This window comes from Bacteroides sp. L008 (assembly GCF_040812255.1).
Taxonomy (GTDB): domain Bacteria; phylum Bacteroidota; class Bacteroidia; order Bacteroidales; family Bacteroidaceae; genus Bacteroides; species Bacteroides vicugnae.
Map to the genome: position 1 here is coordinate 3,818,564 of NZ_JBFNXO010000001.1, position 16,252 is coordinate 3,834,815.

The 16,252-nt window shown below is 39.3% G+C and carries 8 protein-coding genes; all 8 read right to left on the reverse strand.

Going from position 1 to position 16,252, the window contains the following annotated elements:
- Nucleotides 1–17 precede the first annotated feature (17 nt).
- Nucleotides 18–2,096, reverse strand: coding sequence for a RagB/SusD family nutrient uptake outer membrane protein (locus AB3G73_RS15225; RefSeq protein ID WP_217720919.1), 2,079 nt, complete (start codon nucleotides 2,094–2,096; stop codon nucleotides 18–20).
- 13 nt (nucleotides 2,097–2,109) lie between these two features.
- Nucleotides 2,110–5,190 carry a TonB-dependent receptor gene (locus tag AB3G73_RS15230; protein WP_258978675.1) on the reverse strand — a complete coding sequence of 1,027 codons (3,081 nt, stop codon included), beginning with the start codon at nucleotides 5,188–5,190 and terminating at the stop codon, nucleotides 2,110–2,112.
- A gap of 23 nt (nucleotides 5,191–5,213) precedes the next feature.
- A complete protein-coding gene (locus AB3G73_RS15235; RefSeq protein ID WP_217720917.1) occupies nucleotides 5,214–6,647 on the reverse strand; it encodes an IPT/TIG domain-containing protein in 1,434 nt (477 codons plus the stop codon).
- Between the two features lie 55 nt (nucleotides 6,648–6,702).
- On the reverse strand, nucleotides 6,703–8,604 hold the full coding sequence (locus AB3G73_RS15240) for a family 43 glycosylhydrolase (protein ID WP_217720916.1): 1,902 nt from the start codon (nucleotides 8,602–8,604) through the stop codon (nucleotides 6,703–6,705).
- A gap of 388 nt (nucleotides 8,605–8,992) precedes the next feature.
- Nucleotides 8,993–10,063 carry an SGNH/GDSL hydrolase family protein gene (locus tag AB3G73_RS15245; RefSeq protein WP_217720915.1) on the reverse strand — a complete coding sequence of 357 codons (1,071 nt, stop codon included), beginning with the start codon at nucleotides 10,061–10,063 and terminating at the stop codon, nucleotides 8,993–8,995.
- A 111-nt stretch (nucleotides 10,064–10,174) separates the two neighbouring features.
- Nucleotides 10,175–11,287, reverse strand: a complete 1,113-nt coding sequence (locus AB3G73_RS15250) for a glycoside hydrolase family 105 protein (RefSeq protein ID WP_217720914.1) — start codon at nucleotides 11,285–11,287, stop codon at nucleotides 10,175–10,177.
- A 48-nt stretch (nucleotides 11,288–11,335) separates the two neighbouring features.
- Nucleotides 11,336–13,132, reverse strand: a complete 1,797-nt coding sequence (locus AB3G73_RS15255) for a hypothetical protein (RefSeq protein WP_217720913.1) — start codon at nucleotides 13,130–13,132, stop codon at nucleotides 11,336–11,338.
- Nucleotides 13,133–13,158: 26 nt separating this feature from the next.
- Nucleotides 13,159–16,113 (reverse strand): glycosyl hydrolase 115 family protein, encoded by a 2,955-nt coding sequence (locus AB3G73_RS15260; protein WP_367745184.1) that lies wholly within the window; start codon nucleotides 16,111–16,113, stop codon nucleotides 13,159–13,161.
- Between the last annotated feature and the right edge of the window lie 139 nt (nucleotides 16,114–16,252).

Here is a 16,252-nt window from a genome sequence, read left to right on the forward strand (position 1 = left end):
ATCCAAATTTAGTAGGTTTATTCCGGATCTTTCCAGCCCGGATTCTGAATCATCCACATATTTCGTTTCATTATATTGTGATGGATCGGCCAAAACCACATCTTCGTAGTAAACATAGTAGGCAACGAAGTGACCTCTATCGGTGTATGAAAACCATCCGGATTTTCCGAAGTTAAATAGATATTACAACCGTAAATGGGAAGAGCCTCTTCAATGGGAGCATCACACCAACGACGAATATCAAAGAAACGATGCCCCTCCGCAAACAGCTCAATCTGACGTTCACGTTTTACTTTAATACGGAACTTCTTTACATCATCGTACACCTCATAGTCTGGCAAGCCGGCACGAATGCGAATAGGCTGAATACCTTCCTTCAAAGCTGTTGCCGAACGTGTGATTGTATACATAGTCTCACCATTCCAAGAAGGTATTTCATAAGAGCCTTCGACTTCGTTCAATGCTTCCGCATAATTCAACAGGATTTCCGCATATCGAATGTCCGGAGCATATTTTTGCACTACACGACTCACATCATACGATTTTTCAGAATCAGCTAAATCCTTCGGATGTACAAACTTCTTAATACCGATGCCAGTACTCAAATAGTTAGTACCTGCTTTGTAACCATCTTGAGCATCTCTGTAGTAGAAAATGGGAACATTCGTTTCCTCTTTATCCTCTGCACTTGCATTCAACATATGCCATACACTACCATTGTAGGCTACTGATGCATAGAAACGAGGTTCACGATCCGCATACTGCTTGGAAACGCCAGTTCCCTTTGGACCTAATTCAGGATGTTTAGACAATTCGGACGTTTCAACCACGCCTGAAACACGCGGTTGTTCATTGTAACGGCTCGGATCGGTATATCCGTCCATACCCTTATACATAGAATTCATACCCGGACAATCTCTACCATCTTTCATATAATAAGCATCACATTGCTTCTGCGTCATACCATGGCAGTTATACCCACCACCTTGTGAACGAGGTAACTGATGGATAACCATTACTCTGATATTCTCAGCACCCTGATTGACACCTCTGGTAAATATAATTTCTTCATTATTGTATGCCCCCACTTCTCCATCAAACAAAGAACGGTATGATTCGAACGGATCAATATTCTTCCAACCGTAGGGCCAATCCTGCGAATGGAAAGTTCCATTATCGTCTGGCGGAGTAATAGTTGTCGGGTAAGCCATATCATCACTTTCTCTTTTATAAGCTACATACAACTGATACCGTTTCAAGTCCATTACATCTTTAGCTGCTGCAGCAGCTCTTGCCCACTTCCGGTTGTCGTATGTATCAGACAGCAACTTGCGACCGCTCTTATCAACCAATGCATCGATCACCTCTGACGGTGCTTGTCCGTTATATAAAGGACTTGCCGCATATAAAAGCACACGTGAACGAAGTGCCAATGCCGCACCACGTGTAGGACGAACAATATTTTGTACATCGCGTGTATCGTCCAACATTGTAGCCGCCTTCACCAATTCCTCAGCAATGTAATCCGCACACTCATCATATGTATTTCGAGGATAAGCGATATCATCATACTCTTTCGTATAATCGACACCTTCATCCGGTACAATGGGCACCGGACCAAACGAACGAATCAGCATCCAGTAGAAATATGCACGCAAAAAATGAGCTTGCCCTTTCATATCTGTAATCTCAGCTTCAGTAAGCTCTTTATTACCATCCACGTTATGAATGAAAATGGAGACGTGACGAATCGCTTGATAGGCAGCCTGCCATATATACAAACTGTTTCCACTACCTAATCCTTTTTCCGTATAGTTCCCACCTTTCCAGTCTACATAATTCAAATCTATGTAGTACATATCATCTGCAAAGTTGAAACTAGTGTTCTTTTTACTGTTCACTTGTTGCAGATAATCGTGCTTCATATAAGCGTATCCTTTTGCCAACCATTCATTGGTATAGTCCTTACTTTGAAACACATTCTCAATGTTAACACGTTCCTCAAAAAGGTAGTCTGAGTCCAAATAATCGGTGCATCCGACAACCATGGTACTCACTCCTAATATAAAACCTAAATTTATTATAAGTTTCTTCATATTCTGTTCTTGTTTATAGATTAACTGATACGCCTAACGAAAGCGTCTTGCTCAACGGGTATTTCTTTCCGTCCGAACTTCCCAATTCCGGATCCCAATATTTAAACGGAGAGAATGTCAACAAATTGGTTCCGATAAAGAAAACACGTACTTGATTCAAATGAATCTTATTAACCCAAGCTTTCGGAAAGGTATAACCGATATCCAAAGTCTTTAGACGAAGATAAGAACCATCTCTCAACCAATAATTAGATTCTTGATAGTTATTTTTATTATCACCATAAGTCAGACGGGGGAATTCCGCATTTGGGTCTTCATTTTCACCCAAAATCCAACGGTTGCTTTCTGCCATTTCCTTCAAAACATTTCCCCAGCCATCACCACCTTGGAACATAAAGATAGTTGTACCTTTGACAAAGAAAGACGACTTACCAGCTCCTTGGAAATGAGCATTGAAATCCAATCCTTTCCATTTGGCCGAAAAACCAAAGCCATACACCAAGTTAGGACGAGTAGTAGCACCAATAGCTACCCGGTCATTCGAGTCAATTATACCATCACCATTAACATCTTTATATTTAATATCACCGGGCATCACCTCACCAAAGGTTTGCTTCGGACTATTTCTGATTTCTTCATAATCTTTGAACAACCCTAAAGCAATAAGCCCTCTTGCCTGATTAACACGATGTCCTTGCGCCAATTTATATTCGTAAATGGTATTCTCTTCATCTTTTTCTATCACTTCGTTCTTACTGAAAGTAATATTACCGCGTAATGTAAAATTCACCTTACCGAGTTTTTGTTTGAATGCAAAATGACCATCAAATCCTTTGGCTTCTACAATACCAACATTTGCTTTTGAAGCATTGTCAATTCCCACCTCGTAAGGAATATAAGAACGAGTCATATAGATACCATCGCGACGTTCTTTAAAGTAGTCAATCTCTCCAGTCAGTTTGTCATTAAAGAAAGAAAAGTCAATACCCAAATCTTGTTTAGTAGCAACTTCCCACGAAATAGCAGGAGAAGCCACTGTTGAGTAATATTTTCCATTCCACAATTTCTCTCCAGTTCCAATATCTTCAAAATGATAAACATTATTATCGGTTGCTATCGAATACAAATAGGGGAAACGTACCCTTTTATTGCCTTCGTACAAAGCATCATTTCCAGTCTTTCCATAAGAATAACGGATTTTCAACATATTCAGCCACTTTCCAGCAATCTTTTTCATGAATGGTTCCTCAGCCAAGTTCCATGCACCGGAGATAGCCGGGAAGAATCCGAAACGATGGTCTTTGTGAAAGTTCTCCGAACCGTTGTATCCAAAATTGAAATCAATAAAATAACGATAATTCCAGTTATAGTTGAAACGTCCGGCTATTCCCTGATTACGATAAGGAATACCATTCTTCAAGTCTGTACCTATATTTTGAGTAAAAATCTTAGAAGCCTGTGTATACTTCAGGACACCTCCGACGTGATGAGTTTTGAAAGCACGACTATAGTGCAGTTCCCATTCAAAGAACTCTCTCTTTTCTCCTTCCGAATTGGAAGACTGCGACATCACTTTCTCGTCTCTGATTTTCGTGAAATTCAATGTTCCATCCGGCTGACGATAGCGGTCGGCCTTGTAAGCAGCCGGAGATTTATAACGTTTAATCCAATTGGAGTTATACGTATCATATCCGAATCTACCTACAAAACGCAATCCCTTGGTTACAAAATCCAGTTTCTGTTCCAGTGTAAGACTGGTTTGAATATTATTCTTCCAACTTTCATTATATCCGGATTGTGTAGTCATTACCCAAGGATTCATATTATCATCCTTATCTGCCCATCCCGGGATTTTTCCATCTGAATATTCTGCTGGCATCATGATAGAATTATATCCCATCAATACAGTCCACAAATTATCTGTACCACTACCCGTATCATTCTGTTTACGCAAAGAACCGGACACACCGACTTTAAGCAAAGTAGTTTTCGTAATATCAATATCCACATTCATACGGTATGTCCATTTTCTGAAATGTGCGTTTGTATTATAATCCTTAAGACTTTTGTCAGTCTTATACATACCTTGTTGGTCCTGATAACTTCCGGAAACAAAGTAACGTGCAGTTTTACCACCACCACGCATATTCAACGTTGCACGTGAACTCCAAGCACCGTCACGCAATACCATATCCATCCAATCTACATCCGGAAAACGGTCTGGATCAAGTTGCGTACGAAACAGTTCCAATTCTGATGGCGAATATAAAGCCTCTTGATTTCTTGTCAAACGAGCTTCATTAGCCATAGAAGCATATGTATAACCGTCTACAAATTCCGGTGCCTTTGTAAAAGTGCTATAGAACCCCTCAACCTTTGCATCAATATTGATTTTACCTTCCTTACCACGTTTTGTATTAATCAAGACTACACCATTGGCTCCCTTACTACCATAAATAGCCGTTGCGGAAGCATCTTTCAATACTGTAAATGATTCAATATCTTCCACGCTCACTTCATCAATATCACGTTCAAATCCATCAACAAGTACCAGTGCAGCCGTATTAGCACCAAAAGTAGATATACTACGAATCCAGAACTCAGATACACTACCCGGTCGTCCAGAAGTTTGCATAGCCATTACACCCGGAACAACACCTGCCAATCCATCCACCACAGAAGTGGAAGGAACCGATTTCAACGCATCTACATCCACATTAGTAATGGCACCAGTCACTGCTATTTTCTTTTGTGCTCCCGTACCTGTAATTACGACTTCATCAATAATTGTACTAGCTGCTTCTTTCATTTTTACGTTGATGGTTTTCTGTTCTTTTACCAGTACCACCACAGTTTCATATCCTATATATGAGAATACAAGTCTGTCATAAGCAGATGCTTTTATTTTGTATCGACCATTTATATCAGTGATGACACCCAATCCAGGCATATTCTGTATTGCAATATTCACACCAATCAAAGGTTCCTTATTCTCATCGGTCACCACTCCAGTTATCATTGCACTTTCCTGCGCCCATACGGTTATGGAAAAGAGCAGCAATAACATACATGCAATTAATTTTTTACTCCTCATAAAATATACGTGTTTATCATTTATTATTCTTCCATAGCAATTTTACGTATCACCGCTTGCTCATCCCCGTTATGTTTCATACCTCTTTCACCTACATAAAAGCATTTTCTCTTTTCATCGTATGCAAGTGCCCACGGATGAGCAAACCGAGCTTCAGAACGCAGGGAACCGTTTGCAAAGCCAGGATCACTTGAATCATTTCCACGTCCAGCAAATGTAACCACCCTACCTGTCGGAGTCAGGATACGAATACAATGATTATACTCATCACAGAAATAAAAATCATACTCATCTTCCTCACCTGCATATTCTGGGTTCTTAACAAATACTCCCTGAGTCGGACCGTTCATTTGCACCTTACTACCTACTCCGTCACGATAACCACTGCCACTCGCACTTCCCGCCACGATATAAGGTGTCGAAAACTGATCAGTAGTTGAATTATAGTCCATACGAGAGATATACCCATTTCCCCTTTCATTATATTGGCGAAGCAGATACGCATATTTTCCTGTTGGATGAACTACCGAACGCAATGTTTCCTTTACACGCGGATGTCTAGCTATTTTCGTTGTTGTCTTATTTTCAAAATTATATTCATAAATCTCTTGATCTGGATAAACTGTATAATAAAGTTTGCCAGTCTTAGGATGAACAAATGCACCAGTAACCCCTTTTTGCTTTGATTCACCTAACTTTACTTCCGCTTTAAACTCTGATATACGAGTTTTCAACACATTTACATTTCCGTCCTTATTCAAATCGCGAGAAATAATCATATCTCGATTTTCATCTGCAGTCCAATTAATAATAGCAGGTCTGTCCGCTGTATTCGCTAAAAAAGGAACCATAGTCACCGTTTTCTCTTCCAAATCAATCAAACGGATAGCACCTGCTCCATAGCAAGTCAAATACAAATGATCAAAATTGGATTTCGGGTCAAACGAAAACCAAGTAGCTCCTTTTATACATCCACATGCATCAAACGCTCCTTCACCCTGGAAGGCATCTTTCTCATTCTCAAAGCGTTGACCGGCTAATGTAGAAACTAACCACTGCTTTACATAAGCAAACTTTTCTTCCGCTTCAGCAAAAGCTACTTCTTCACCATTGTCATCATACACACTAATTTCCACATCACCTTCAGTAGCCATACGTGGTACTACACAATACAACATATTGTTCTTAACAGAAATGATATTAGCCTCTTTACCACCAACTATCACTTTCAATTTTTTGGGGTCGTTCCCAAAGTTTTCTCCATACAATATAATATTGTTACCAATACCACCCGATTTTGGGGCAAAATCTGTAATTACCACTGGCTTAGTAGGATCGAAAGGAAGATTCTCTTCTTTGTCTTCATCCTTACAAGCTGTAAAGCAAAGCACTATCAATGGCAATACCACTGCGCATAATCGGATAAACCGAGTTCTCCAATCACTTTTCTTTTTCATACATTAAATTTTAGTTTTACTTAGAAGTCTATATATTTACAATATTTTCAACATATCAGTTATTAAATACTGGCAGTAAATCTCCCTTTGAAGGCACACATTTTTTAATGGTCGGCCAGCCGTCTGCCGACCACACAATACGGTCGAGCATACCCAGACGTCCTCCAACCGCACCATTCTCTTTTACATAACTATGATATATCATCCAATCTGTACCTGCATCATCTGGAATTATTATGGAATTATGACCAGGACCAAAGAATGTTTCACCGTCACCTTCCAACACTAACTCCCAAGAGTTGTCCAGCATATCTTTTCCTTTTCTATCGACATACGGACCAAGGAGATTTTCCGAACGGCCTACCACGACTTTATACTTACTATCCATTCCATTATTCGGACAGCAATTATTTATAGATGCAAACAAATAGTAGTACTTACCTTTCTTATAAATATTGGTGCCTTCAAATGCCCTGCCGCAAACCTGTTTCTTCAGCACAGGCTTACCATCTCCCCCCCGTTTCACAGAAAGACCATCATCCGTAAGTTCCGTCACATAAATACCATTGAAACTTCCGACAAACATATATTTCTTTTTATCTTCTTCATAATAGAACTGGTCGATACAATTGGAACCAAAATCATCTGTTATCAGCAAAGGTTTAGCATTTAAGAAATCACCTACCGGACTATCTGAGGTAGCAACCGCCGTATAGCTGATACTTCCATCCCCCCATTTTGCCCATGAAAAATAAAGCACATACTTTCCATTGATGTAGCGAATTTCCGGTGCCCAAAATGCACCTCCACCAGGAAGTACATCTGGTTTAGGTTTGGTTGCATTTCTGAAAGCACTTCTTTTAAACTCCCAATTAACCAAGTCCTTAGAAAAATAAATAGGAATCCAATAGGCATTAGTTTGAGTAGCATACAAGTAAAAACCCTCTTCAGTACGAATAACCGTAGGATCGGCTGCGCTAGAAAAAGTAATTATCGGATTTGTATAAGTCATACCTATTTTGAAATAACAGATTTCATTATGAAGAGCCACGCTTTCATGAGAACATCCCCCCAACTGTACAGGCAACAGATATTTTACAGCTTCCATTCCTTCACGCTTCACTGTAATTCCTCCAGTAGCTTCATTCTCTCCAGCTTTAAAAGATATCCCTTCTTCTAAATCATAGTTAGCCGAAGGAAGAAGACGATAAGAAGTCTTATAGTCCTCATTATACTTAGTAACCAGTTCCTCCGCATTAGAAGGCACTGCTAATGTGCATGTAAAGTTCCAAGGATTAGTCTTTATTTCTCCGTCTGTCTTACAATTAAAAGTAGCATCAACCGAAACTGGCATTGACATTTTACTAACACTAATTTCCTGTGATGGCATAACCAAACTAACCGTTGGATAATCAAACGATATATGCAAAAGAAAATCGCTTTGACTTTTACGAACCTTGGCAACAGATGAAGTAAGTCTCAATGCAATGACATATTCTGTTCCATTTTTTTTGAATTCAGTGAACACTTTATCCGGAGCAAATTTCACCTCTACTTTCTTTGAAGTAACACCCTGTTCGAGAGTAATCTGTGGCGCACTTATCGAATATAACGAAGAGGGCAACAATTTATAAGCCGTTTCTTCCTCTTTATTATATGCCTCCAGATCTTTTTCATTCCATGCTTCCAACTGTGCAGTAAGAGCAACACTCGCACTGCCCCCCTTCAATTCTACAGAGAAAGGGTACACAACTTGTGTCACATCACTACTGGAAACTTTAATTACATTTAATCCATTAGGCTGTACTTGTAAATATTGGTTTGAATTTATATCTCCATCTTCACCTGAAACATCCTTAGTATCATCAGAACCACATGACAAAAAAAGCAAAAGTCCCGCGCTAAGAAACATTAACCCAATTTCTCGAATATTTTTTTTAATTGATTTGTAATTCATTACATATAGATTTAAGTAATACCCTGTGTTTTATCAAAACGTTATCCCTTGAACTATCTTTTTAACTACATCTAAAAACTAAATTCCGTATTATATAATAATGATCATTATCTCTCTATAAAGGTACTAGCGCCCCTATCATCTGATACAAAAGTAGAGAATCGGGATTATTTAAGATATTAAATATAGGTCAATAAATGAAAAATTAGTCCCAAACTAATCTAAAGTATTCAAAGATTATACAGAGGAGTTTTTATTAGCACCCATCTGAACAATATCTTTCTTTTATTGGATAATTTCTTCTTCAACAATCCACTACTACTCAAACATTATTTGAGAACTAGAATATTTTATAGTTGCTATACTTAAAACTAATAGCAACACCATTTCATCTAATTGCTTTCTTTATAACCGGACAAACTAAATCAGCATATCTCATCATACCTAAGTCTGTAAAATGGATACCATCTACAGTAGCTTCTCCATCCTCTCCCAGCATATTCTTTGATGAAATAAGAATGATATTTTTCTCATTTCTTTTCTTTAAATGATTGAATATCTCTTTCAACGTATCATTCTTTCGTCGTACTTCTTTAGCAACCTTTTCATCATAAAATGTATGAGGGAAAATAGGATCCTCTATAAAAATAATTGGTGTATCCGGATGTTTACCACGAATGATACGATAGAATGTTTCCATCCGTTCTTTCATCTTTGCAACAGAAGCATTAGGCACAAAGTCCAAAACGAAAACACTAGCTTCTACTTCAGCTATTACTTTAGCTACTTCCAAATCTAGAAATGCATTTCCACTGAATCCTAAATTGATACATTCACGGTTCAATCTCCTCGATATAATATTGGTATGTGCCATTCCTGGACGTGAAGCACAACCTCCTTGAAGAATGCTGGTTCCATAAAAAATAACAGGATTCTTACGGATTGGATAATCCATTAACGGCTGACTGATAGTAGCCAGAGAATCAACTCCTATAGACAGAGAAACAAGACCATCATACAATGGCAAATAAAGCATGTATTCTCTTTCTTCAGGATGCATATTTTTTATAATGGTGGCCTGATTTGTTTTTCCTTTCGGACGGGCACTATTGACAAAACGCCAGTCACCATTCTTCTGAAGACAGTAAAGATCTAAACCTTTTGCACCAGTATCAGTCATATGATTCATGTGGGTATTAAAAAGAGCCACCCATTTAGCTGCTATCGTAGTGGAATTACTACGGAAACGTATTGCCATTCCCGCAGAGTTACGGCTTAAATTCCATAATGGAGCACGAGAAATATTCTTTAACGAATCCGGGAACCTTCCATATCGTGCCCCAGCACTCTCTGTCGCCCTTCCTAATAGTGGAAAATTCGATGCATCGTGGTATACTAATTGAGCATGTATATGAAACACTAAAAAAAGTACAATAAAAATACAAAATTCTCTTTTCATATTCAAGCATTATAATTTCAGACCCTTCAAAAATAAATATATGTTATGTTAAAAGCAACAATACACTATGAATAAAAAAACTCCTAGATCTGTATCCGGTCTTTTATTGTTTTATTTATTCAATAATGCATAAGCACACCATATTATCGGTGCCTGTCCATGATAATCACCAACGATGCGGGGACGATCCATATAATATTGTTTACTGTTTTTCTTTCCGGTTCCAACACAAACCTCAGTAAGATCATTCTTGTCATTAATATAATTACATAAGCCAAGCCATGCACGGCGTGCCACTGGAGCATATTCCTCTTTATTCAACCAGCCGTTATTGACCCCCACAATCATGGCATAAGCAAACATTGCCGAACCAGATGTCTCTGTCCAAAAGTCAGGTTCGGTAATCAGCTGATTCCAAAGACCATCCTTGTTCACGTATTTCTTCAAGTTATCCATCATCAACAAGTAACCTTTCATGATACGTGCACGATTAGGATCCTTTTCCGGTAAGTTATAAAGTAACTCCGTCATACCGACAGCCATCCAACCATCACCACGTCCCCAATAATAAGGTACATCCGGTGCATGATAGAAAAGACCGTTAGGATGTTGCAATTCGTCCAAATACAGAACCATTTCTTTGGCAGCCCTATTGATGTACTTAGGATCACCTGTAGCTTTATAAGCCTCAGATTGCACAATAGTAATCATATACATATCATCAATCCAAAGACGAGTTTGCCATGAGTATCCCTTTTTATCCCATTTACGCTCCTCTTCGTTTGCATTGGCAGGAAGTTGCCATTGAGTGTCAGCATAGGGCAGTCCTAGATCCAAATAACGTTTATCTTTCGTTATATTATAAAACCTCAGAGGTAAGCAACCAAACATATTTTGGTCTACGTGAATCGGCGGAGGTAGAAGTTCTTTTTCCAGATGAAACAATAATTCGAAACGATTTCTCAACAACTTTATCAGATCTTTATTATTTGTCAATTCTGCAAAACGAAGAGCTCCGTACCATGTACACACCTCTGCATAATGTATTCCTCTATCAAAATACAGTTGGTGTTTAGTTTCCATCAAACGTCTGCTCAATCTATTTCCAACCATCTTTGGATCTGCCTTCACAGGAAAATTTCCAAAATAATTTTGAGCAGAAATCACATCTGAGCTCAAAAAAACAACCATCAATAAAGCATAAATCAAATAATTTCTTTTCATAATCGTAGTGTTCTATATAATTAATTATTCAATATTAAATTCTCCAAATCATAACCCAGCCACCGGTATCCAACGGGCCGTACTTGTAGATGCAACATCACAAATAGCATCTACCGAATTGCGCTTTGTAACAGAAAAATTGACAAGTATTTGCCCGGAAGTTATAGTTAATTTAGAACGTGGAATAGCAACTTCAGCAATATATCCATAATTATCAATACGCCTCTCGTTTGTTTCATCGCAGACATAAGTTTTGACCTGGGTATCCAATTGCGCTTCTTTCCATGATGCATCATATATTTCACAATTTTTCAGTCCATTCATTGTTACTTGTATGCAACAAGCCCCTTTTGACAGTTTATTATTACCCACAGGAGATATGTATAAGGAAGCGTAATCAGAAGCTAGCAAGTTTCGATCAAGTACTTCTAACAGAAAATAAATATTATCATCATCATGCGAACAGCGTAATGTCCCTTGCGCTTGTGACTGACTGCCCACAAAGAGTGCATGATCTGTATTTGCCCACTCTTTATTGTTACCATCTACCGTTACCTTTCTTTTCACGGCATCAATACGATGATTAAGTACAAACTGTGCCATCTGAACCGGTCCTTCTTTCGCTTTAACATTAGTTCCAACCAGAGTATGTGAATCAATTATACAGAATGATCCCCAATAACCACCAGAAAAAGGTTGATAAGCGCTACCGAAATTACGAGCAGTGGCATCTCCTATTTTAAGAGTATATTTACTTGACGATTCATACGAAAGGACGGTTTCTCCCGAAGGAAACTGTCCCAAATATGGTCCCATACCAGAGAAAACACAATTATTACTATCGGCAGGTCCTTCCTGGTCGGCAGCCAAGTATTCCCATTCGTTTTTATCTGAATAACAAAGCGAAATATGATATCCTGAATTATTGGTTTCCACAGCTGCAGCTAATCCTTTATTATCATTGAGTTTCACAACAGAAGGCATCTGATGATTATAGCCGACAATTCCATTTTTCTCCCATCTCATTCGCAATACATAATAAGGAAAAGAGCTAAAGTCCGGTCTCCATGTCTTTCCGCCGTCAGTAGAAACAACCATTGCTGTACCTGTATCTGTGCCATGTCCTTCCAAACCAGTACGACTGCTATCTGTAAAGTAGCAGTGTAATTCGCCTGTAGGCAACTCCAACAAGAAAGGTTCCCAATTAACTCCCTGATATATCTTGACAGGTTCACTCCAGGTGACACCATTATCCGTACTGCGCCTTAATTCAATTCCTGCATCTTCCGGTAAATCGCGATAGCCGGAATTAGCCCTGCAAGATGCAACAGCCAATATATCTCCATTAGAAAGCACCAGTCCATCGCAATTAGCATAGCAATGTATATTCTTATTGCCTTTGCTATCGATAATGTCATAACTGTTAAATATCTCTCCTTTATTGATCCACGTTTTCATATCCTTACTAAGTGCATAAACACAACGCCGACCAATATTATTATTAGCACTACCATTGTGATAGAACAAAATATAGTCGCCATTCTTCATCTTTTTTATACGAGGATAGCGGGGATAAGAAGATTCCGTAGTCACAAACATCCGATAATTCATCATCAATGAAGAACGTTTCGTAACATCTGCATGAGAATTTATAATTGAGGCCCCCTGATTTAACTCCCCAATAGGTGTGATGCTACAGACCACAGGATCTTGAGGTTCGTCATCCTTTGGTTTCTCTGTATTCCCGTCACCAGCAGATAGATTCTCATCATTTTCCTCACTGCCCCCACACGCTATAAATGAAATAGCTATGGAGAAAAATAACATAAAGAAAGTGTTTTTCATAGCTCTACTATATTTTATTCAGCTTACTATTTTCCTTGTCTCGTCGGTTGCGGACCTAAATAAGAACGCTTCATTCCTCCAAAATCCAAAACAATCTTTTGCAGAACAGTTCCGGCATCGCCACATATAATTTTCACAGTGTGTTTACCCGGTTTGTCGATATGCAAAGTGGTTTTGTTTATTCTACAGTTCTTCAACACACTTTCGTACCAGATTTGTGCATACTCAAAAGAAGAAGTGGAAGGATTCATCACAGGACCTTCGTCAATACATACTCCATATTTCGTTTCCACATTCGTTGCTTCATGTCCGGCGTACCCACGGTCCTTACTTAAGGTAAATGTAGGCAATACGTATGTGTAAACATCAACCGAACCTTGTTCGAATGTATAGAAATCATATTCCAGACGAGGGGCACTGCGACCTGCAGTCCGCTGTGGAGCGGCTGTCGGATCACCTAGTTGAATAGCTGTATTTTCTATTCCCAAGTTAGGAATCGTTCTCATTTGAATTGCTTTGTTCTCTACCTTCCGGTGGAAACCGGCAGCATCCATAGAAACATATCCATTGTGCTCTACAAATAAAGTGTCCATTTCGGCTAATGACGGAGAAGAAGGGTTGAAGACTGAAATATAGACATTCTCCTTCTCACCACGATCAGATGCGATTTCCAATATTCCGAATACTTTCTCACCAGTCGGGACCTTAGCCCAGTCGATTGAGACTTCTATACGATTTTCCGTAGCAGTTTCTCCGGCTTTCTGACTTAACAGAATCCAACTATCTGAAACCGATGCTTTCCATTTCAGAGGAGTCGCTCCTTTATTGAAAACGTCTACGTAATAGGATTGACGGAAGTATGTGTTGAAAGATGGCAGTGAATGGAAACTCTTCTGTCCTTTCAAAACATCTTCTCCTTCTGCTAATATGCCCAAAGAGGCTGTAGGTGCCAGATTGACCTTCCGCAGAGCCGGGAGTTCAAAATAGGCTGCGGCAAATCCTTGTTTCATGGTCATTACGTGATCCCATTTACCTCCAAGTAATAAGTTATATCCTTTTGTTATTACTTCCAGACTGTCATAACAAGCTTTGGTCATTTTCTCCAGTTCTGCAGTAGTCGCCCTCTGTTGAATAGAATACCAACGATTTCTCTGCCCGTTAAGAATCATACGGTTCAACAGTTCACATCCTTTGACCGGATAATACAATGATTGATAATAACATGCTTTCTTGTCTTCAGGCAAAGCTTTCAGAATCTTCTCTGCCATATTTCCTATCCGTTGATATTCAGCCAGACGAGTATCCACTTCACGATAATTGGCAAGCGAAAAATCAGTATCCGTATTTCGCTCTCTTCCGTGTTTATCGGTAGCCCACTGATAACCCCATCCCATAAATTCAGGTTTACGGGCGAAAGCCAATTTATAGAAAGAATCTATCACATCCTGATATTCAACTCGGTAGTCATCGCCCAACATACCACACAACCATTCGGTACGATAGTTTGCCGCTCTTTCAAAATTGAACGAGTCAATATCGAAAGCCATTGTCAGAAAATAATCTACAGCAAATTCACAGGACTTGATATCTCCGGCGTTGAGTAGCCAAATGCGATCGGCCGTCATGTCGTATGCCTTACGGAGTTCTTCATACATCAATGTAGGGGAAGTTGTGTTCATCCAAAGATGATCGTGAGGTTTACCCAGATAAGATGAATGATAATATACTCCCGAACGTCCGGAACGTTTCTGCTCTTTCGGACTACTCAAGCGTTTCATATATCCATAATTATCATCCGGCCAGATAATGGTCACATCATCCGGAAGTTCCAACCCCTGATCGTATACATCGAGCACTTCTTTATATGGAGTAAAGGCTTGAGGAATGTCTTCCGCACGCTTACCGATGGCATCTACCAGCATTTGCCTTTGTGCCATCAACGCTTCCTGAAGCATATCTTTTCTATCGGACATATTATTGCTTGCATTCATTGCCCGATCGTGCAATCCACGCAAAGCCAGAGTATATACATTTTCAAACGGAGCACATTCTTCTACGCGCGATTTCAAGACTTTGTCGACACCATCCTTATTATTGATATAATCCCATTCGCCCATTTTATCACGTTTCCATTCGCTTGCTGTATTAAACAATAATGGTTCGCAATGAGAGGAACCCATGACGATAGCAAAACTATCCGCTACCAAACGATTTTCTGGAATACGGTGGAAAGCCATAGATGCATCATGCATAGCCGGACAAAGATAATTGGCCTGAAGACGAAGCAATAATTCGCATACTTTTGCATACGTTCTCGGCCCGAAGTTTCCACGTTCCTTTTCAAAATTACGTTTGGACCAACGATAAAGTCCCCAGTCTTCATCATTGATAAAGACACCTCTGAACTTGACTGATGGTGTTTTGGAGATATACTTATCGACTTTCACACTTACTTGTTTCTGCTGCTTGATTGGAGCATCTGCCCACCAATACCAGGGAGATACTCCGATTGCTTTTGAAATAGAGAGAAGTCCGTAGGCAGTACCGCGCCTGTCGCTTCCAGCAACGACAATTGCCTTCTTTATACCCGGAACAGGATTGTTGACTAACTCTATCATATAGCGTTCCCAACCTCCGGCAATAGCCGTCGTATCTATTTTGTTTCCGGATGCCAAAGCGTCAATCCATCCGCTTTCTCCTATAGTCCCAGCGATAATCGCATAACGCGCTGATACTTTCCCGGGCTTACTTTCATCCATCTTCAACTCTTGCCCCGTCACACGGCAAACATCATCTACCAAAAGAGATGCACTCTTACGTACTACAGTCGCATCTTTTCCATCAAAACAAACAACTGCATTCGTTGATGAAGAAACAATAGGAAAACTATTCTTTCCGGTTCCTTTGTCGAGTAAAACTTGTGCTTCTGCCGAAATCAGGCTACAACAAAATAAGCCCAACAATAAAATCTTATTTTTCATATAAACGTTAGATTGACAATTAATATCGCAAAATAAGGCAAAAAGCAGCAAAACGGATAAAAGAAACCGACCTATAAATGAAAGAATATACCCAAAAAGCCCTGTCAGATATTAATAGTGACCATCTCAACTATTGAAT